At 56.1% G+C, this 20,330-nt stretch carries 11 protein-coding genes; 2 read left to right on the plus strand and 9 right to left on the minus strand.

Annotated elements, in window-relative coordinates; all coding sequences use genetic code 11:
- Positions 1 to 48 precede the first annotated feature (48 nt).
- Complete coding sequence (locus I3J13_RS19840; protein WP_196379926.1) at positions 49 to 1,455, plus strand: ApeA N-terminal domain 1-containing protein; 1,407 nt, start codon at positions 49 to 51, stop codon at positions 1,453 to 1,455.
- 411 nt (positions 1,456 to 1,866) lie between these two features.
- Here I3J13_RS19840 and I3J13_RS19845 read toward each other — a convergent pair whose 3' ends face one another.
- The 7 genes from I3J13_RS19845 to I3J13_RS19875 form a co-directional block, all read right to left on the minus strand.
- Complete coding sequence (locus tag I3J13_RS19845) at positions 1,867 to 3,144, minus strand: DUF6035 family protein (RefSeq protein ID WP_196379927.1); 1,278 nt, start codon at positions 3,142 to 3,144, stop codon at positions 1,867 to 1,869.
- 165 nt (positions 3,145 to 3,309) lie between these two features.
- The gene (locus I3J13_RS19850) at positions 3,310 to 4,680 is read right to left on the minus strand and encodes an AcrVA2 family anti-CRISPR protein (RefSeq protein ID WP_196379928.1); all 1,371 of its coding nucleotides are present in this window, start codon (positions 4,678 to 4,680) and stop codon (positions 3,310 to 3,312) included.
- A 98-nt stretch (positions 4,681 to 4,778) separates the two neighbouring features.
- On the minus strand, positions 4,779 to 5,672 hold the full coding sequence (locus tag I3J13_RS19855; RefSeq protein WP_196379970.1) for a 3'-5' exonuclease: 894 nt from the start codon (positions 5,670 to 5,672) through the stop codon (positions 4,779 to 4,781).
- A complete protein-coding gene (locus I3J13_RS19860) occupies positions 5,672 to 7,696 on the minus strand; it encodes an ATP-binding protein (RefSeq protein ID WP_196379929.1) in 2,025 nt (674 codons plus the stop codon). Before I3J13_RS19860 ends, I3J13_RS19855 begins: the two co-directional genes overlap by 1 nt.
- A complete protein-coding gene (locus I3J13_RS19865) occupies positions 7,693 to 8,979 on the minus strand; it encodes an SIR2 family protein (protein ID WP_196379930.1) in 1,287 nt (428 codons plus the stop codon). Before I3J13_RS19865 ends, I3J13_RS19860 begins: the two co-directional genes overlap by 4 nt.
- Positions 8,980 to 9,147: 168 nt before the next feature.
- Positions 9,148 to 10,989, minus strand: coding sequence for a phospholipase D-like domain-containing protein (locus I3J13_RS19870; RefSeq protein WP_196379931.1), 1,842 nt, complete (start codon positions 10,987 to 10,989; stop codon positions 9,148 to 9,150).
- The gene (locus tag I3J13_RS19875; RefSeq protein ID WP_196379932.1) at positions 10,986 to 14,576 is read right to left on the minus strand and encodes an AAA domain-containing protein; all 3,591 of its coding nucleotides are present in this window, start codon (positions 14,574 to 14,576) and stop codon (positions 10,986 to 10,988) included. The genes I3J13_RS19870 and I3J13_RS19875 overlap by 4 nt, the downstream gene beginning before the upstream one ends.
- A 145-nt stretch (positions 14,577 to 14,721) precedes the next feature.
- On the opposite strand from I3J13_RS19875, the gene I3J13_RS25785 reads away from it, so the two are divergent.
- A complete protein-coding gene (locus I3J13_RS25785; RefSeq protein WP_236001040.1) occupies positions 14,722 to 17,499 on the plus strand; it encodes an ATP-binding protein in 2,778 nt (925 codons plus the stop codon).
- A gap of 14 nt (positions 17,500 to 17,513) precedes the next feature.
- Here I3J13_RS25785 and I3J13_RS19885 read toward each other — a convergent pair whose 3' ends face one another.
- On the minus strand, positions 17,514 to 17,969 hold the full coding sequence (locus I3J13_RS19885; RefSeq protein ID WP_196379933.1) for a hypothetical protein: 456 nt from the start codon (positions 17,967 to 17,969) through the stop codon (positions 17,514 to 17,516).
- Positions 17,970 to 18,442: 473 nt separating this feature from the next.
- Positions 18,443 to 19,588, minus strand: a complete 1,146-nt coding sequence (locus I3J13_RS19890) for an RHE_PE00001 family protein (protein WP_196379934.1) — start codon at positions 19,586 to 19,588, stop codon at positions 18,443 to 18,445.
- Positions 19,589 to 20,330 lie beyond the last annotated feature (742 nt).

Below are 20,330 nucleotides of genomic sequence, written 5' to 3' on the forward strand. Positions count from 1 at the left end.
CTTATCCGTTGGCTGTGCTTCGACCAAAGGCTTTCGAAGAGGGGTTTTATGCGCATTAAAGAGCCTTTGGTACGATCAGGCTTCTTTTGGCTTCCCGGCAAGGAGGACTACAGAGCACCGGGAACGTTGACGATTTCAGAAGCCGGAAAGGTTCATCTCGAAATCCTTGGGAGTTTTTCCGGCCCGACCGGGTCCGTCGAGGACCTTATGGACGAGACGATGACCATCGGACGCGTGGTCGGCCAGATTGAGAAGGAAGGCATGCTCACTCTTGAGCACTGCTTCTATCGCAAGCTGCCTTACGGTTTCGGCGGTGTCATCAAGTCGAAAGTCGAAGCATCCTGGGCAATTTTGGGTGTGGCATTCGACGCCGATGAGGATATCCTTTTCGACGAGCAGTACACCTCTGTCCAAGGCTTCGAGGAGTGGCTTCGTGTTTCAGGGCTTTCCCTGTCGTTAATTAATACCCCACTCGTTTACTCGGTCGAGTACCGTCGCCCCGAGCCGATTACCCTATATGAAGGCGATGATTTCACGTTGTCCGTTGGCTTCGGACACACCATGCCGTCCATGACCGACGTGAAGCATGCAGAGATAAATGCCTCGGCTTATCTGAAAATATCAGCCCGGGAACCGCAGAAGCCCAGCTTCTTTACAAACATCGTTACTAAGCTTCGAGAGTTTGTATCCTTCGCCGTCGACACCACGGTGTCGGTGACGGAAGTCTGGGCGATCAATAAAGGCATCACGGAACCGATTGGCGAGGGTAAAACCAAACCAGCCAAGATGGACTTGTACTACCGTTCGAAAAACCACCTCGATAAGACGCCCAAAATTGACAGCTTCCGGATGTTGTATCGCTACCTCGATCTTCAGGGTAATTCCCAGAAGATATTCGCCAGTTGGTTCGAGTTGTACGATGTAATCCTGCCGGTCTTGCACCTCTATTTTTCAACGAGAGCAGGGTCACAAACTTTTCTGGAGGGACGTTTTCTTTCTCTCGCCCAGGCTGTTGAAACGCTGCACCGTCGAACCTCGACTGAAACCGCGATGGCCCCCGCCGATTTCGGCGCCTTGAAGGACCTTCTGATTAAGGCCGCTCCTGACGCGCACAAGGAGTGGATTGGACAGAAGCTGGCTTTCGCCAATGAGATCAGCCTTGCAAACCGACTGAAGCGGATTCTCGAACCATTCAAGGATCGGTTTGGAAGCGATGCAGACAGAAAGCGTCTTGTCCGGTTGATAGTGGACACCCGAAACTACCTGACGCACTATGACCCTAAATCGGAGCACAAGTCGGCTGATGGAATGCAGCTATATGTGCTTTGCGAGAAGATGGAGGCGCTGCTCCAGCTTCATTTCCTGAAAACACTTTCGTTTTCGGATGAGCAAATTGAGGCTGTTTGCGTGGGACCGCAGGCGTTGAAGGACAAGCTCAATTTGCGCCTTACGTAAGAGACGAATTAGATTTAGGCCCCAAGTGCTTCAATATATTTAGATCGTTTGGGGAAAAGTTACCAGTGTCGATTGCCAATGAGAACTCACCTGGCGGGGGGGAAGTCCTCCGCCCAATCGTCATCGAATGCCTGTTGCTGAAGTTCAGCGAACATAGTTCGGAACATGAGATCAATCTGATTGACAACGGCGGCATCTATATCGTTTTCACAGATCTAGTATACCATCGTGCTCCTGCATCAAACTAGCGTAGTTGTGTACCTGCCGCACCGTACTCATTCGGTAGCGTCCCGGCGTTTCCGGGGACGTTATGTCCATCACGCTCGAGGATGAAACCGGTATCACCGATCTGGTGGCGTGGACGAAGGTGGCGCCCCGCTTACGGATCAACGCCTCACCGAGGAATCGAAGTCACCTTTGCTCCATCGATTTGTGCCTCGAGGCGAACGCTTCTGGAAAGAGCGCCAGAGCAATACGCCCCGTCAAGCTTTGTGGATCGTCCTGCGCCGCCTTGAGCGCAACCGCCAGCTTGCTCTGGACGCTCTTTGTTTCCAGAATGTCTCTCCTATCCACAAGCTCGGCAAATCGCCGGATGAGGCGCGCAAACCGATGCCTCCGCTCCACGTTGAGAAATGTATTCAACACCTCCATAAGGTTCTTCTGACGGGACCCTACCGGGTAGCCGTCAAGCAGGGAGAGCAAACAATTGATCAAGGAGTCGATATCAGCCTCCTCGAGTGTGCGGTCGTCGACATCGATGAGCGATAGCTTTTCAGCCAGTTCAGCAAGAAGCGTCCCTCGTTCGGGCCTCGGAGTCCCATGGCCACCAGTTGCCGCACGCCAACGAGCTAAGAAGTCCTCGTGCCAACGGGTCTCAGGTGCCACGGCAAAAGCGCGGCCGCTCGAAAGCCAATTCAATTCATGAAGACCGACGAGCTTGGATTGCCACAAATTCTCCCGGACCCAGAAAGCGCGAAGAATGACCTCGTTCCGTTGCCGTGAGAGCTGAACGGTCTCGTTATCCATCGAGAACAGGTTCTTATTGTGCGAATAAAAAATGTCTTCGAATGAACTGAGAAGTCGTCCGTTTGTCGCCGGCGGCTCAAAATTCCACGTCAGCCACAGGAGCCGATACGCCTCGCTATCATAGAAATCTTCACGCTGGATGATGATCGGAATCTGGGTCGTCGCGAGTTGAACTTCGACGACAATTGGCGCTTCATCATAAACTGCGCGCACATCCGGGCGCCGACGGCCCCCTTCGGTGATGAGGTATGCATCGACGACCACGCTTTCCGGCTTGGTCCGGCGATCCTCTGAGAGGAGTTCAGCAACGATGTTTTTGATCTTCGCATGCAACGGACTCTCTTGAGCGCCGTCAAACTGCCGCGCACTGACTACGTCCACACCGGATGGCGTCCCGGTCCACCATAAGCAGTCTTCAGGACCACCCGGATGATGCTTCCAGTAAGGCTGTCCGGTTCGACCTTCACGTGGAGCGTAGACCGCATGCCCGCACAAGCCGCAAACATAACGCGGTCGACGATCCAGCCGGGCTCTGGTCGCAAGCCGCCTGACAACCTGGTAGTCGTCTTTGGGCATCCCCATCAAGGCATCGCTTGAAATCGTAAGCATCGTCTCCAGGTCGATGGCTCGTTTAAGTGTCCTCTTGAACTGCTTCCCTGCCATCGCGACAAACCATCCCCATCGACCGCATTCTAATTATTGCATCCCGGTAAAGGCGGATTGAACCAACAAACCTCTCCTTGCGGCGCTTGTCGTGGCGTTCGAGCAGCTCCGCACCCGATCGGCCCTACACAGCAAAAGGCCACCGCTTAGCGACCGAGGCGCCCGCTATTGGGACACCTCGTAAACCGTCGGACGGCTATCAATGATATCTTTGTCGGCCCCAACCATCGTTGGCCGAATCCAAAGCAACCTGCTTTCTGTCAGCGCCTTCCCAAACCGTTGATTCCGCCAGTGTCCCCGGCGCCAATGGCCAACGGCCGAAGTGCCGAGCATCTTTCGCCTATCGAATGACGTTCGATAGCCGCAGAAATTAATCCAGCGACAACCGTCCTGGCGTGCTCGCGCTTCGGCCAATTTTCTTGCTTTGCCTTTCGCCCGCGTTACCTTTTCGTGGACCCGCGGATCGCTTAGTCGTTTTTCCTGATCGCGCTCGGGATAATTCAAATAGCAGACGAGGTTGAACACCAGTCGCGTGACCTCCTCCAGAACTGTTGGGTCGGAAATCACGTTGCGAAGATCATCAGGATGCCCGTCTTCTTCTCGAAAGGTATCCATTGGAATTGCCGATCGACGACCGCGTTCGATGCCATCTGCAACCGTATTGCGGTGCGAGACAAAATCGTAGTGCGCACGGAGCGTTGGCTGGCCCAAAAGATCGGTCAATGAAAGCGACGCCGGAGGAAGATCACGCCGACGGAACGTGAAATTCACCGTGAACATCAAATATGAGCGCCACTCGCCCGAACCGGGGATATCCACCTTTGCAGCGATTTCATCCATCGCCGCATCGGGATCTAGCAGGTAACGGTCGTAAAGCTGTTGGGCAGCTGCATTTTCGGCCAACAGCTTCGCAATGTAACTATCAAAGCTTGCAAAACTTTCGGAGTCGTCCTTACGCAGACTCTCCAGAGCGCCTGGGATTCGCTCAAGATCCGCCCATTGCTTTCTCTGCTCAGCTATCAGTTCGTTCGGAGGACGGGGCCTCAACCGGAGAGAGTCAACCAGGCAAATTTCAGCCGTGACATAGAACCCATCGACCACCCAGTCGCGATTGTAGTTGGGCAAAAAATGCCCCGGTGCAAGAGCGACATAGAACGTATCGTACGGCATTCGCAGGTTCTGGACGGGCAACTCATTCACGTCAGTATCGGCCAGCATTGCCAACAAGTCGGGCGCAAACTTAAATATCTGTTGCCCACCGTGGCGCCAACTCTTGAGCACGGAGCGCCAATTCCCCTCGCGCAAGATAACCTCCCAGGCGGTTCTTTCCGGCACGCCTTGAGGGAAATCGGCGAGAAAGGCGTCTTCGTGAGGCGCCACCACCTGCCGGTAATAGTTTTCCCGCTCTGCGTCGGTACCGTCCGGCCTATTACTATCGACTGCCCAATAAGCATCGAGCCGAGGCTGTAAACTGCGCAATTCGGTTTCGTGACGCCAAGCGTGCAACTGAGAAAGCCTCACGGCTGGATTAGTCACAAATGCCCCCAACAAAAATAGATTTAGCTCACTGCCAATTCGCGCTCAGACTCATCAGGGAATGCCCATGTTAATATGAAATCGAGAAGATTCATCGCCTAGACTCTGCTAGAAAAACGATCGTAAGCAGTGACACGAACAGTTCTAATATCTGCTTCGTATCGATATATTTCATGCAGAAGGTAGGATATTTCGGCATCCTTTTCAGCGTCAGCAACATCGAAATACCAAGATCGCGGCTTCCCGTTCCCCTCGCCGTTCCATCGATATCCCCGCGCCTTCAAGAGATCTTTGAATTCGAATGGCGAGTTTTCGGCCCATATCCGCCAGGTTGGTAGACGTGCACGATCAAGCAGCCTTACGAGGGCCGGGGTGCGCGCCCTCGGCAGTTCTCGTGCGAGGATCTCAATGGCGGCAAGGCAGTCATTTGCGGCGCGATGCCGATCGTAAAAGAAACCCAGGGCCATCGCGAGGTACGAGAGCTTGGTGCCTTCGAACCCCTCAGCTGCCCAGTCGATCTCCGACATGGAACAGGCCCATGGTTTGGTTGAAAACACTGGGCTGAAGCGTTCCAGAAAACGCCGATCAAACGCGGCATTGTGAGCGATCACCACAGCAGCCGATGCAGCAAAAGCGGCAACCTCATCTGGATCAATGGACTTGCCGGAAACCATGGCGGTAGAAATACCGGTCAACGCGGTGATTTCAGGCGATATCGTCTTCGTCGGCTCGCGGAGACGGTCGAAGGGTTCTTGCACCTCCACAACAGTGCCGTCCAGCGCATACCGAAAAGGCACCATTGCCAACTCGATAATCTCGTCCAGATCGGGATCGAGGCCTGTCGTCTCGACGTCGACCATCAAGCCCACGCGTGTCTCGGCAACGTCGTATCCTTCCACCGGCCCGCGCGGGCGAAGGCGCCGTAGTACCCGGTAGTCGGAGCTGGCCTCTATCGCCGCCGCTAACTCTTCCAGATTTGAGGCATCGATCATCAATCGAATACGCCCCCCGCACCAACATTCTGGACAGGTGGCACAGCGATGCGAACCTGGGCCGAACGTCCCTGTTCGTGGAACCACAGATCACGGATTTTTGCATCGTCGCTCGCTGGAAGCGGAACTGCATCGCGGACCTTAAACGTCGTTGGAAGATTGACGGAGGTTCCAAAAACCAGGGCATGCTGCTTTGGCAGCGACGGAAGGCGTTTCAGGACGGCGTCTGAGATGAACGGCGTCATCTGTCGAATATGCGAGAGATCGTCCGGGTTCTGGATTCGGTGAATCACAAAATTCGAGCATTGCGAAAGCACTGTTTTCGACAGCTCACTCGGTCGCTGAGATGCGACTAGGAGGAAAAGACCATATTTTCGTCCCTCCTTCGCTATGCGCTCGAAGACACGGCTGGCATCGATCGCATAGCGCGACGGCGTAGATGCAACATAGCGGTGCGCCTCTTCCAGCAGCAGGTGCACTGGGAACCGATTTCGCGGGTCTGCCTGCCGGAGAAGCCGAAAAGACATCCGCGCCAAGACCGAGGCCACAAGTTCCACCACTTCATCTTCGACCGCGTTCATGTCGATGATCACGATCTGATTTTGCTTTAGCCATCCCGCTCCATTCTGCGACAGGCCGAGCAGTCGCGACAGAAAGGTCCCCATAGACGGAACATCACCACCGCCCTGCAGCTCATGTCGAAGGAAAGCATACTCTGTCCGTTCTTCGAGCGATTTGAACCTGGTGAGCATTTGCGAGCAGTAATCCCGAATCTGCCGGTTCCCGTGCGCCTCCTCATAAAGGATTGCGAGATCCAGCGCTTCACCGAGGGCGGAAAACTCAAATGGAAGAGACGCATAAGCCGGCATCTTCAACCCATCTATTATAAACCCTCCACCTTGCGCTCCACCGAGCAGATAGTTTGTCAGCCCTTGCGGATTAGCCATCTGCCCAAAATTGATCTTGATGAATTGGGCAATCGTCGGGTTGTTGATCTGCTGGGTTTTGAAGCGCTGAAGAAGGCCAACCATCCGATCGTGCTTCGACGGGCTCCCTGAGTCGTCACGCAAAATCTGGCTGAGGCACGTCGCGAGGATGTGATTCTTGATCCCATTGAGTTCCTGGGCATTCCCCCCCGAAAACAGCGTGGAGAGACCAAGCGCCATGCGCAGAATTGGCACCTGGGTGCGTTCGCTCGCTTGCAAAAGCAACTCCCACTCCGACTGCTCAAGAAACCAGTGGGGTAACCGGAAACGTCCCTCAGCAGCGGTTCCGTCAAGAATCATATGGGAAACCCCAATCCCACTACCGTTCGCCAAAGGAGTTAGCGCGTTGGCGTACTCCCCGTTGACGTCGAACACCACGAACGTTGCACCACGAGCGTGATGCTCGTCGGGTTTATCGAACAGCGACTGAAGCACGGACGCGACCGTGCAAGATTTGCCGCTGCCCGTATTTCCGAGGACGGCTGTGTGGCCTCCAAAGAACTCATCGATCCGAACCTTCACATCGTAGCCGTCGAAAATGACGGATCGGCCGATCGTCAAAGCGCGGAACCGGGTCGCCTCTGGAGGAATAGCCGGCAGTTCGCCTCTCTTGGGTGCAGGCTCGCTTGGAACATCCGTTTCGAACACCCGATCAAGCTCGGCATCCAAGGCATAGAGCGCATCGGCATAAAGGGACGGAAATATGGACACACCGAACCGAAATTTCTCTCCCGGCTTTTGAGGAAGCATCCCGACAGGCACGACATCCAGGAATTTTGCCGATGACGCCTTGTCCATATCACCGGCGTGTCGGTCGGAATTTCCTACATCACGCTCGCGTAGCCCGACCACCTCGGCAACGACGTATTCCGTCTGCACCGGGATCATCAAGAATGAACCGAGGCGAGCCACATAGTGGACATCATCGAAACCGACGACCGTGAAGTTGTCGGTGCCGGCATGCATCTCGACGACAAATTTGTCGGCCGCAACCGAGACCACCTTGCCGATTGCCCGTTTACGATCGTCGCGGCTCATTGTTCCCCCTCCTCCTTCTTCTTTGGAGGAGGCGCCATCGCCTCCAGAACCTTTCGCACAGCATCGTCAATGCGCTCGCTCGGCCGCTGTGGAAGGAACTGCTCGATAATGGTGTCGAAGTAATGCGCCTTGCGCCCGGCTTCCGGGCCTTCGCCGCCGATGATCCAGATCCGGGGATCGTTCAGGGCTTTCAGCTTGGCGATGTCACCCCCAAGAGTGGGATCGACAAAGATCACCAGCCTGAATGTCGGAATCGTCAGTGCCTGGTAGATAATATTGTTGATGTGCTCGTCACCGAACGCATATCCCATCGTGAATAGAACACTCTGCTCGCGAACGACGCGTGACTGGAATTCCCGGAAAAGGTCGGCGTATGGCGATCCGAGGCTGGCATTCTGCTTCGCCGGCGTGGGGTAGATCATCACCTTACCAGGCTCTTCAGACGCTGCGGCTTCCCTGATCGGGAATAGACCGTGATCATCCTCTGTCCAGCTGATCGAGCCGTGGATTTTGCAAAGATAGACGAAACCGTCGACCGCTGACCATTTGCGGCTGGTCAGATCGAGTTGTTCGGCCAGTGCATACCGGAATGTCGCAGGGTTAAAGCGGCGCTCGACAACGCCGGAGAACCCGTTTGCATATGGCAGGCCAAGCCTGTCCATCGCTGTCTCGTTGAAAAGATCGTAGTTGGTCGTGAACACCCAGGGCCGAGGCAATGAGCGATCACGGAGAACGAGCTTGCGGTAGAAGGTCTCATACAGGTTCAGGACGGCACGATCGCCTTTGGCGAAAGCCCCTTTGGTGCATTTGGCCCAAAGAAATGCCTGGACCTTCTTGATGATCGACTCGACAATGATCAGTTGCTTTTTCGATACGTCAAGCGAGCTTCGCCCCAGCGAAAAGCGCAGACTGTGAAGCAACTCCATCAGGCGTTCGAGATTGCGCGCATATTCCTCCGCGCCGATGTCGATGCCTAGCTGCTCAACGAGCGCCTTGCGCTCAGCATTGGTAGGGAGCCCCACTACATCCTGCTCGTGCACCTTCGTAAATTCCGCGGCAAGCGGCGCCATGGTCGGAATACCAACCTCGGCATTGTCTATACGCAACGACGAGCACCCCGCTCCAAGCAGGAATGCAACATTTTTCGCGTTCAACGACTCCGACAGAGCCTTGCGAACGATTTCAGAGCCCTCACCCCAATCATATTCGCGATCATCGGCATCGCCACCACGAATGAACCTAAATGTCTGCTTCGGGCCCTCAGCCCCACCCGGATTATTCAAATTCCCTCCCAATCACCTGATTCAGGCTTAGTATGTTCACCCCGCTTGCCACCGAATAATACAAGATGGACAACACAGTCGAAGACAAAGCAGAGGTGAACCGACGTGAAAATCTCGATCGTCCGAAGGACTCATTGAACTCGGTCCAATAGGGTGCCCCGAAAAGTTTTATTTTCGCTGTGAGGATCGTTTCCTCCGTTTGCCTCTTCTTTTTCGTGATCTAGTGACGGGGGTCAGCGGATCGACAGATGGCCATCCCTCGATCAACCGGCGCCGCACATCCGCCGCGATCCCCGGACTCTTAATGTAGACGCCGATTTCGCCCAGAGGTGCGTCTGAGCGGGTGTCTGCAGAAGACCAATTCAGGCTCGTGATCACTAGATGATCGTTATCCCAGAGAAGAAATTTCCCGTGCAACTCGCGATCTTCGATCTGTACGAGCCGTACGTCAGCCTTGTGCGCGATGCTCGCGAGGTCCTTTGCGTCTCTGTGCGTGACCGGGCCAGAAGGCTTGGAGTAGCAAATTACCCCTTTGACTGACCGCTTAGCGGCGGCCATCATCGGAATAATCGTGCGAGCTTCCGCCGCCAATCCGAGCCGGTCGCCACCGACCATAATCATCTGGTCGGCCGTCTCACGTGCAAGACGCATGAACTCGGCATGTTCGTCCCCTCTGAGGAGTTGTAGCTCTGCTTCACCATCGGCTGCAGGGTGCGTCCGAAGCGTACGAGCCAATGCAGTCAAATCGGACGCGGTGTCGGAACTCGTGGTGATACCAAAGACAAGTTCGGCAAACTCCTGAGCTACTCGGGCCACGGCGAGAGGATGCCGTAGAACGATCGACGTCTCTACGCGATTGAATCCGCTGTACAGCCAGTTGCATGATCCGACGACGGCGACATAGTCACCTGGCGCGCGTCCTGTGGCGTCCGCGATCAACAACTTGGCATGCGAGCGGGTCGTGTACAAATGTACCCTTGCTCGACCCCGCAACGCATTGTCCGCTGTAATCCGGTGGTTGATCGCGATCGCAGCCTCGAGATTGGCAAGGCGATCTCGTTCGTTGCGATCTGCCCCCCAAAAGATGTCAATCCCGACGCCACGTTTCGCGGCCCTCGCGAATTCCTCTTGTAGCTCGATAAATGCGTCCTCGCGCAAGAACGTCGAGTGCATGATCACCCTGGAGCGCGCCTGCCGAAGAATTTCCACAAGACGATCTCTGTGGTCCTTTCCGCTCAAGACAATGTCATCCGGCTCGAGTGCGACGGTACGAATACGGCCATTGCTTGTGGTTGCTGCTCCCGCCCGCTGCAGCGGCTTAATCGTCATCGCCGTGCCGGACTTTTTCTCGCTTGCTGCCCGATTGATTGCCGCAACAAGCGATTCCGGCGGATCAGGTGGCAACCCTTTGATCCTTTTGCCAATCACGGTAAATAGCGCAAACTGGTCGATGGCATCCGATGCGCTGTAGTCGATACTGGACAGTTCCTCGTCGTCAGCAACGACCTGATCTGCGGCAGCATAAAGCTCCAAGCTAGACAATCGCCCCCATCCCCCGTCGATCACTAGACGCCGGACATCGTGCTCACGCTCAATTACCTCAAGCTCGGCAGGGCGGTACGGTTTCAGATCGCGCAGTCCATATGCTGTCCATGCGAATGGCTCCATCGAAAAGGAAATCCTACGAGCTACTCGGCGCGTGACTGGCGGCAATGTCTCGAATGTCTCAACAGCTTCACGACCTGCCTCGGTGGCCCGGAATGAAGCGCCCCTAGGCGCAGCCGCCAACTCCACCCATCCATACCGCATCATGCGAAGGATGATTTCCGTAATCAATCGCGCCGGGATGCAGGCAACTTTGGCAAGCTCACCGGCGGTAGTAGGCTCGACCGTAAGCGCCCATAGTATAAGGCGGTCGACGCCGCTCCAATGACGACCTTTGTCGACCCATACCCTGAGACGCGCTAGCTTTACCGGTACCGCGACACGCACGGCGCTCTTGTCGCTCATGACGTTTCGTCCGTTCTGAACGAGTCCCAAGGCACCGCAGTGAACTTAGGCGTTTTCCCGTCCGGAAGCGTCTCTTTCGCCAACTGGTCGAAGACCTCCGACATTTTCGCCAGAAAAGCTGGAGCGGTTCGATCATCTTTGTCGTGACGACGATACCGACGCCCCTGCACGCGCAGGAATTCCATGCTGCCGACAATAATGAGTTTCCATTTGGCTCGGCTCATCAAAACGTTCATGCGGCGCCGATCACGTAAGATTCCGAGCGCAGCTCGCCCCACATGGTCGTTGTTCCTGACCAAAGAAACAACGACGACGTCGGCTTCGCTGCCCTGAAACGAATCGACTGTGCTTTCAAAACCTGGCGCGTTTGTTCCCGGTTTGAAGTCAATCAGGCTCGTCAATTTGCTTTGCAAGCCATCCTCGATCGCACGCCCCAGCCGTTCGACCTGCTCGTTGTAGGGCGAAAGAACGGCCAGGGTCGCAGGCTCGGTCGGTTTTGTTGGAGCCGCTCTAAGCATTCCTAAGGCAGAGAGCACGACCTGCAGCTCCGCTGGATTGTGATAGGTGGGGCGCTGTTCTTCGGCGCCCGCCTCTCGTTGAACGTAAGGAAGGTCTATGAAAACAATCGGAGATGCGGGCAGCCGCTCGTCCGTAATCACAAATGGTGGCGCCTCGCTGTAGAATTCTTTTTCGCGCTCTTTTGATGTGTCGAGCGTGCCTTTGTAGAAGCATTGCGAAATTACGGTTGCGATGGCTGGGTGCATCCGGTGTTGCTCCAGGAGCTCCGTCGCCACACGCCGCCGGCGCTGGTCAGATCGCCTTTGCCGATCGAGCTCGTTGGTCACCAAGCTCTCAAACAATAACAACATGCGACGCGCCGAAGCGCTGACCTCGCTGAGCACCGCATCGTCCTCGATCGCATCCCGGAGATCATCCAAACCGAAATCGCGGAATATGTTGCCGATGAGTGCATCACTTTCTGCCAAAGCCCGCTTCACTCGCGTTTGGTCCTCGAGGAACGCCGCGATCCGGTCCGTATCGAAGGGCGGGAGTTGGTTATGATCCCCGATCAGCAACCGCCTCATAGAAAGCAATTGCGGAGCGAGAAGTTCAGGTCCAGTCGCCTTTGCAGCCTCTTCCACGATCGTCCAGTCGAACTGAACGCCGTCCTCGATCAATCGCGCGAGGTCCCCCGAGTTTGTGGTCGAGAACAGGATGTTCGCTGATTCAAGGACGAGTGCTTCGAATGAACGCCGCTCGCGCAAGGTAGTCGCTGAGAGCTTTGTCCGTAGATTTCCTGTGACATCAGCAGCTGCGGTAAGCTCACGCAATGATTGCTGAATGGCGCGCGGCGCGCGCCTAAGGAGCGGGCTGTCATTTAGCTCCTTCAGATACGCCTTTGCCCGATCAGGGGTTTGCGCTCCTGAAAGGTCAGCGCCGTTATCCGCTTTCGATCGAACCAAAATTACATCGTCGGTCAATCCATTCTTTTTCAACATTTTCTGGACTGACGCCGCAAGGTGATCCAAGGCCTGATGCGCCTGAGCGCTCAGGAGAAGGCGGATCGTGGGATCTCCAGCTAAAGCTCTCCGTACCACTTCTGTGACCAGCCTGGTTTTCCCAACACCGGGAGGACCAACGACCAACTGTGCCGGACCGGTTGACCAAATCGAGCGCAACGCGTCCTGCTTCGACTTGTCCAGCTTGCCGAAGTGCTCGTCCTCGATAAGAGGATCGTCCTCATAGGACCGCAGCCTCGCCCGCGGATCAAGAATCATATTGGCAAGTTCCGACTGTGTCGAAAGCACCGTCAGCATCCTGAGCCGCCGTCGAAGCACTTGCTCTGTGCCTGTCTCATCAACCCTACGCAGATGGAGTTGAGCATTGGGGGGAAGGACACCGTCGAGAACTTGGAATTCGTAAAGCCTTCGGTTGTTCTTCTGTACTGGACGGATGAACCGAACGTTGGCAGCGGCTCGAACCGTCATCCCAAGGCCGGCCGCTTCAGTTAGCTGCCATTCCGCATCAACGTCGGCCTCCTCCCGGTCGAACGACCGTCGCAAGAGCTTATGTGGTTCATCCACGCTCAGCGCCTCGGAAAGACGCAGCCGGTGCTCTGAATCACTCGCTGCAATCTCGACGATCCGCTTGTTTCCCTGCTGCCGCTGCCCCACCAACTCAACTGGAGCGATTTCGGCGACCTTAAACAGCGCTTCGGCAATCTGTGCGAGAAGTAGGCCACGTCGGACAACGAGCCCGGGATCATCATCGGCGGCTATCTCGAACGCAGCACTCCAATCAAGAGCATCAGAGCGCAATTCATTCAAACGTCCCGTCGCAGCCGCAAACCGGATGATCTCGACCCGGTGCTCTGGAAGGTCAATCGTTTCGCGGCGGCCAAGAATGACGTCGTCCCTGAAACGGGCGTTGTTACAAGAAGCTATGTTCCAAGTTTCATCAGTTCCAGCAACGCGCAATGGCTGAAGATCATAAACCAGGCTCTCGGTCATCAGCAGGAGATCGCCTCTCGGCGTGCGTGTCAACGTGGCGCCCGTTTCGAGATCGGCTCGAACAAAATCGACCTGAGAATCAGCATCGTCGGTGTCGAACGCATCACCAGAGGCTGCATGCAATGTTGCCGAGAGGCGACTTGTTTGTCCAAGCCGAAGGGCCAGCACATAGCGCCCATTCCCGGCAAATACCTCTGCATCCAATTCGTTGAGAATGGCGTCAATTCGACCCGTAACTGTTACAGCATCCAGAATGCGATTCCGTTCCGGCTCAAACAATAATCTTATCAGGTCAATTTCAGATGGCCGAAGGTCTATCTTCGTTCGACCTGCGATGAACTGCACCTCTTCCTCTGCAAGGGATCCCGCCGTTAGGCCGACCAGATCTGCAACGACATTGCCAAGAGCACGCCAGTCATCGAGGAAGGAGAAAATAACCGAACCGACCGGACGACTTTTCGCGATCACTTTCAGGGGCGCTCTATTGAGCTCCGCAACTCGAAGACAAAACTCGAAACCGCCGAGCCGGAAGTCTGGTTTGGTAGCGGCACCAGTAGAGTAGATAGCTCTGGGGTCTATTCGCCCGTGAACCAAACCTTGGCCATGCACCGCCCCAAGGGCTTCCGCCAGACGGCGCAAGTTCTTCCAGAGGAAGGACCGTTGCCGTGCTCCATGTAGCCCACGTAACCAGTGGTCGGAACGAAGAAACTGCGAGGCGTATTCGAGAGGCGCAACATCGCTCGGCATGATGATGTAGAATGCGTCGTCACACTCTCCCGAGCCTGATACATCGACAATAACTTCATCTGCGCGAGGGAAAGATCTAACGCGCTCACTTTGACGCATTTCGTGCCGCCAAAGTTCTCGCAGATCTGAGTCAACCGCGGTTCCGGTCTTCGACCAATACTTGAGAACAACGGGGTCGCCATTCCGGCGATCTTTGGCGCGTATCACGGCTGATTTGAGCGCAGCAGTATTTGGGGAAGACAGGAAGGCTTCATCCAACTCAAATCGTTGTTCGAGGGTTTCCCGCTGTCGTTGAGCATGCGTTGGGTGCATTGTCGTTCCCGCTGCCATTCTGCGCAACTGTCTGCTTGATTTCATCGTGTCCGAATCAGTCGCGTCATGGATAGTACTGTCTATGATTTGCATCTCTCTTCGCAATCAGCGATAGAGAATTACCAAGCATTATATTTTACCTAGCCGGGAACATCTGAAACACATGGCGAGCGCGACCGAGATCGAAAATTTCAATCTGGACAGCCGCCAGCTTGCGCGTATCGAAGCCGTCCATCGCGGCTTCCTCTACCAACATCTCTATGCCGTGGCCTGCCTGTTTCAAGCAGGCGCCACCGGCGTCACCCACATCGTGGTAGAGAATGACGAAGACGTGGAACTCGTGTTTTCGGACAAGCGCGTGTATGCGCAGGTCAAAACAAGAAGCTCACACCTTATTTTCAGCGACATAGACGGTGCTCTGTCACGGTTCGATGCCATTCGCACTGAGCATGCGGAGGGCCGAAGGAGCGGCAGGGCCGAGTTCGTGATCGTATCCAACACTGCCCCAGGTCCCCAGCTAGCGGATCGCCTCAAAAGCGAAGCTTGGCCCTCTGATGTTGTGCTGCTTTGGCCGGGCAAATTGTCCGCGACGGAGGAAGCGCTGCCCGCGCCATGGAACAATGTCTCGGATGGATTCGGGGCTTGCCGCGCGGCAGCGAGCACTTTGCCTTTTTCAATTCTGGCTCCGGAAACGCTTGTCTGGAAGCTCGCGGGCAGGATAATGGCGGCCGCGGCGGGGATCGAACCGAACCCCAACCATACCTTTATCGTGCAGGAGCTGTCGGAGCTCTTTGAGCAGTTGGTGATTCAACTGCAGGACTTTCCGGCGCCGCCTCTTCAATACCGACCACAAGACAAAGAACCTCCGCTCGTTACCGAGCGCCGCGTTCGACTGGTCACCGGCTTCTCTGGAGCCGGCAAGACCTCCTGGGTTTCGCAGACCGCCCTGCACACGAGCGATAGGCTGGCGTACTACGACGTCGCCGACATTTCCGGGCCAGCCTTGGCCAGTGCTGTCGCTCGTGAGCTCGCGGCGCGCCTATTCGGGAAGACCAGCGGCAAGCTAGGCGAAATTCTGCTGCCCGGAGCGACGGGCACGGAAATCCTCTTCGCTATCGGGCGTCACCTCGCGGAGACCAATCTTACCGCCACCTTGGTGCTGGACAACGCACATCGCGTGCCCGCAGCCGACCTGGTTTCGCTGGTCGAAGCCTCTCCCCACCTACACTTCGTCCTGTTGGCGCAACCGAACGCTGCTGTCGCTCGTATTGAAGCGACGTTGGGCGTTCAAGCGGAACCACTTTTGGGCTGGACCAATGAAACTGCGGCAGCCGAAGGCTCATCACACGGATGCCGCGGTGATTATTCGAGCTACGAGCGCCTGCTCAAGCTTACGGCTGGGCTACCGCTCTATACGCAGAACGCGCTGAAGATCGCCGCCAACAACTATGATGGAGAGGTCATTCGGCTCTGTGCCGCCCTTGAGGAACGCACGCACATTGTCGAAACCGCCCAGGAGCTGATCCTGGCCGAGTTGTTCGAGAGTTACGGTGACGATGAACGTCAAGTCCTCGCTGCGCTCAGCCTCAGCGACGTTCCGCTCAATCAATCCGAAGCCAGCGATGTTCTCAAGGGGACTTTCGCTTTGGAGAAGTCCGCCGCTGCCACCGCATTCCGACGACTGCGCCTCACCGGCGCGATTCAAATTTTCGGCGTGGATCGCTTCAAAGTCCACGACGCCATGAGGCCGTTGGGTCGTGCTCACCTCGATCGTTGCGGAGCGGATACGGTTAAGAAAGCGCAGGAAGCGATCCGCGATCTACTTATGATGGCGCTCCCCAGAGGCCACGATCGTCAGCGCGTCTTCCTACTGCTCCGCATGTTCGTCGCGCTGAGCAATATCAAGCCGCTCGTCGAAATGGCGACAGACGAAATCTTCCATGAGTTGGGCTACATGGAGGAGATCACCGGATATCTCAATCAGGTTGCGGAATCAGACGAGGTCCCAGCGGAGGACCGTTTCTGGGCTTTAGACGGGCTGGCCTTTGCGCATTTCAAGGAGGGCGATGACGCGGGCATTCGCGCCAAGCTCGATCGCATGGACGAGCTCGTTCGCCGGAACAGTCTCGGATTGTCGGAACGTCTCGCCGTCGGCATGAAGCGTATGATTTTCGCCGCTCGCGCCAAGGATATCCTCGCCGTCAGGGCAACGATGGCCGAGCTGAGCCGCGTTCTGCCACAAACCCCGCAGCACCTCCGCGTGGCGAAGTACAATTACGCGCATGCGCTTTTCGAACTGGGATTCGTGGATGATTGCGTCACCGCGACTCTCGATTTGATCGTTGAATATTATGATCTGCTTGGTCTTAGGCTTGGCGACGTGATGGGAAACAACCCGGACAAAATTTTCCCGCTGCTGAAGGGCGATGAGAGCCATACCGATGATCTCAAGCATCTAGCCGACGCGCTGGACCTACAAGCGAAGGCAATTAAGGCGACAGGAAATCATCCCGGCCTTGCTCACGTCCACGCGCTCAAATTCTATTCGATGGCGCATTCATTGGACTCATTTGTCAGGGTCGGTCAGGAGTTGGTGGATGACTTCGTTGAACGGCATGACTACATCGGTGCGCGAGACGTCATCGAGAGAAACCTGATGCCGACAATCCTTGGCTTAAAGCTCGCGGGTCGCGTCATTCCGGTCCGTAGCCAGTATGCTGTGGTTCTCGCTTACTGCGGCGCTTTTGATGAAGCAGAAGCCGAGATGGCTCGCCTGCTCCCCTACGAGAGCGGCCTCGATCAGCGGGGCCAACAGGAACTGCAAAATCAGCGGCGCCTCATAGCAGAGTTGAAGCAAAACCCGCCGCCGCCACAATGGCAGATGCCGCAACGGATCCGCGATCAGCTCGACCGAAATCAAGGTGAAATTTTGGCGCCGTGAACGTCGCGGCCTCGCTAGGACGCGATCCAGCGGCGTAGGTAATAGTCGACCTCGGCCCTGCTCTTGCAGTGATACGTCTTGCGGATCATCTTCCTCAACGTTTCGCCACCAGGTCCCATGCGCTCCTCTGCTTGAGCAAGATCGACTGAGTCCAATTCCTCTCGGGTGAATCCCTCCATCGGCATGGGGTTCACCGTCCAGATCTCACTGAGGCCGGCGATGGCACCGTTGGAAAACTCGATGCTCCTCAAGAGCCTCGGAAGGCGGCTTTCCAGCCCATAGAGTCGAGCGGCTCCTAGCTTGGTGCTGACCCGAACATCCACGAGCGGCTTGCGTCGATAGAACGTGATGTCGACAGGCTGCCCGGAGGTCGACAACGTTGTCAGTTGGTGCGTTAGGACACCTTCACGCGAGCCGAAGTGCTGTTCCAGGCGTTTCATCGCCTCTTGCGGGGTGATATCGATGCTCAATGGTACAGCCTCCTGGTTCGTCGGATGCCCCTAAGGCTCTCAAAGTGCTGCTGGGGTGAAGCATAGATCTTAGGGACTCCTTGCGCCTGCCTGTAGCCCCTTCCTCAAATTTTATTGTCACTTACCTTGCCGGTCTGCAGATCGATGCAAGTCGCGTCCCGCCAGCGCGACGGCGTGCTGCACGCCTGTACTGCATGACAGAATCGACCAGATCACGGATCGAGGCAAAGCCGTCGTCCGAACGAATTCCGAGGCGGTCGAAAAGCTCCTTAACGAAAGGGATTTCGATCATCCCGGATCGGCGCGCCAACAAACATGTGGCCAGAAAAACAGCTTGCCGAATGGCCTGCGATCGTCGCAGGCACCAGCCAGCAAATTGATGACGCGGATAGCGGCTTCTTCCTTACCTTGGCCCAGCACACTGGCAGCGACGGCGACCGATTTGAGGGCGAGGCCACAGAGAATTGAGCTGCCTAAACTACACCCCACGCCCGAAACCTCCCCCTCCCGGTCATCTCCCGCAGCCCAAGCTCCAAAACGATCCGCCGCGCCGCCTGCGGCGTCACATCGAGCGTCTTCGCCACCATTTTTGCCGACACCAGCGGTTTGGCCATCACCAACTCAACCAGTTCCGGCAGTTTTGAAGATGTCCGGCGCCCTTCCAGCTTTCGCTCCATCAGTGTTCGAGCCAACGCCAGCCGGTCATGTTCTTTCAGTCCGATCTCGGCGGCCGCGATCAGCCCGCGGGCGATGGCGAGCAGCCGGGTTTCTCGATCGCGATGCCGGCGCCGATCGACCGGAATGGTTTTCAGACCGAGATTGATGGCGGCGAGATGGGCGCCGGTGGTGATGCCGGCTTCCCTTAGGATCGACGCAGCAAATAGTCGGCCGAGCCAGGGCGCATGCTGCAGGACCGACAGTTCGTTCCAGGCATCGAGGGCGACGATCGCCTGCAGCACCGCCGGTAGGTGTTCGGCCTGGCGCAGCACGATGCGCCATTCGTCGAGCCGGGCATCCTCGTCCCAGTCGAGATCATAAATCATTGGATCCTTTTCGGCGGGACCTCCGCCGGCTCGGCCGGGACGTTTTGCCTCCTCGATCGCCGCCTCCGATCGCGCCAGCACCGCATCAATGGAGGCATAATCGACGCCGGGAAGCCCTTCGGCTTCGTCACTGCTTTCCCCCTCCCCTTCCGCATTTGCCGCGACTGCGCGCCGGATGACGCCGGTCGGCTCCCCCACGTCGGCGCCCACCGAATTGATGTCCGACGTTTGTCGCAAGGTTCGGCTACCCTCCGCGGACAAAGCCCACTCCGGCAGCTGCGCGGCGATCCGCCGGCGGCTGCGCAGGACGTCACGAGCGATGGTGAGTTCATGGGTGGGTGTGCGAATGTCCCGAGTGGCGTCGTGGAGAACGAGGTCTTCGAGATGGACCAGTTCGCCGTCGATCCACAGCGAGGCGCAGGCATCGGCGAAATTTTGGCGTTCGATCCAGCCTGCGCCGACGGGTGAACGGGCGACGCGCTCATCGAGACGCGTCAAGGCGACACCGGCGTCGAAAGCCGGTCGCATCAGTGCACTCATGCTGATTCTCGCGAGATCGTAAGCCATTGAAATCATGGTAAATGATTTCTTATGAGAACTCTATAGAGATATTAGAGTTCTTCACATGGTACGGTTTTGAGTTGGATGATCAACCATCGATAAGTACCCCTTATGGGAAAGCATACGTCTTGACATTGAAGATACCTTGGCTGCAATGGCAAAACCTGTGTTCACGCTTGGCGAGAGGCTCTTCTCAGCTTGATACACTTCTGCACTGCGATCGCAGGCCGCATGACACCTCCATCTAGAACGTCTCCCCGTTTCCGAATGATTGGGAATGGGAATACGAAAATGGCGAATTGGGCGGGATGTCGGAAAAGCCGCGAAAACAATGTTCCGTAGAGCGTGAGGCTTTTCATTCGGTGGCTATCTGACCAAAAGAGTGCTTGGCGGCGTGAGCCCATCGACGCCGCCGCCAATCTTGTGATGAAAAAGAACGACTTCATCGTAGCGCCCCTCGGACGATGCATAACACGCCGCAGCATGACAGAGGTGACTATTATTTAAGCCCCCGCAAAACTGCTCAGACAAACTGAGCTACCTCTGAGTCGCGTGCATCTGGACAAAGCTACAGCGCGCTGAACGTATTTCCGAAGATCGTTGTTCTGGATAATCAGCCCTCGAACAAACTGGTATCGATTCCCTATAGAGTTATTCTCTAAATACATAAAAACAAATGTTAAATTTCGATTTTGGCTAACCGAACCCTGTTTCGAAAGAGCGGTCTGTTAAGGCGTTGTTAACTCTAAACGACTGG

Source organism: Agrobacterium leguminum, from assembly GCF_015704895.1.
GTDB classification, from domain to species: Bacteria; Pseudomonadota; Alphaproteobacteria; order Rhizobiales; family Rhizobiaceae; genus Agrobacterium; species Agrobacterium leguminum.

What these genes read in the sequence shown, in the direction of transcription:
- I3J13_RS19840 (WP_196379926.1), top strand. Translation starts at nt 49, where the DNA reads ATGCGCATTAAAGAGCCTTTGGTACGATCAGGCTTCTTTTGGCTTCCC.
- I3J13_RS19845 (WP_196379927.1), bottom strand. Translation starts at nt 3,144, where the DNA reads ATGGCAGGGAAGCAGTTCAAGAGGACACTTAAACGAGCCATCGACCTG.
- I3J13_RS19855 (WP_196379970.1), bottom strand. Translation starts at nt 5,672, where the DNA reads ATGATCGATGCCTCAAATCTGGAAGAGTTAGCGGCGGCGATAGAGGCC.
- I3J13_RS19860 (WP_196379929.1), bottom strand. Translation starts at nt 7,696, where the DNA reads ATGAGCCGCGACGATCGTAAACGGGCAATCGGCAAGGTGGTCTCGGTT.
- I3J13_RS19870 (WP_196379931.1), bottom strand. Translation starts at nt 10,989, where the DNA reads ATGAGCGACAAGAGCGCCGTGCGTGTCGCGGTACCGGTAAAGCTAGCG.
- I3J13_RS19875 (WP_196379932.1), bottom strand. Translation starts at nt 14,576, where the DNA reads ATGGCAGCGGGAACGACAATGCACCCAACGCATGCTCAACGACAGCGG.
- I3J13_RS25785 (WP_236001040.1), top strand. Translation starts at nt 14,722, where the DNA reads ATGGCGAGCGCGACCGAGATCGAAAATTTCAATCTGGACAGCCGCCAG.
- I3J13_RS19890 (WP_196379934.1), bottom strand. Translation starts at nt 19,588, where the DNA reads ATGATTTCAATGGCTTACGATCTCGCGAGAATCAGCATGAGTGCACTG.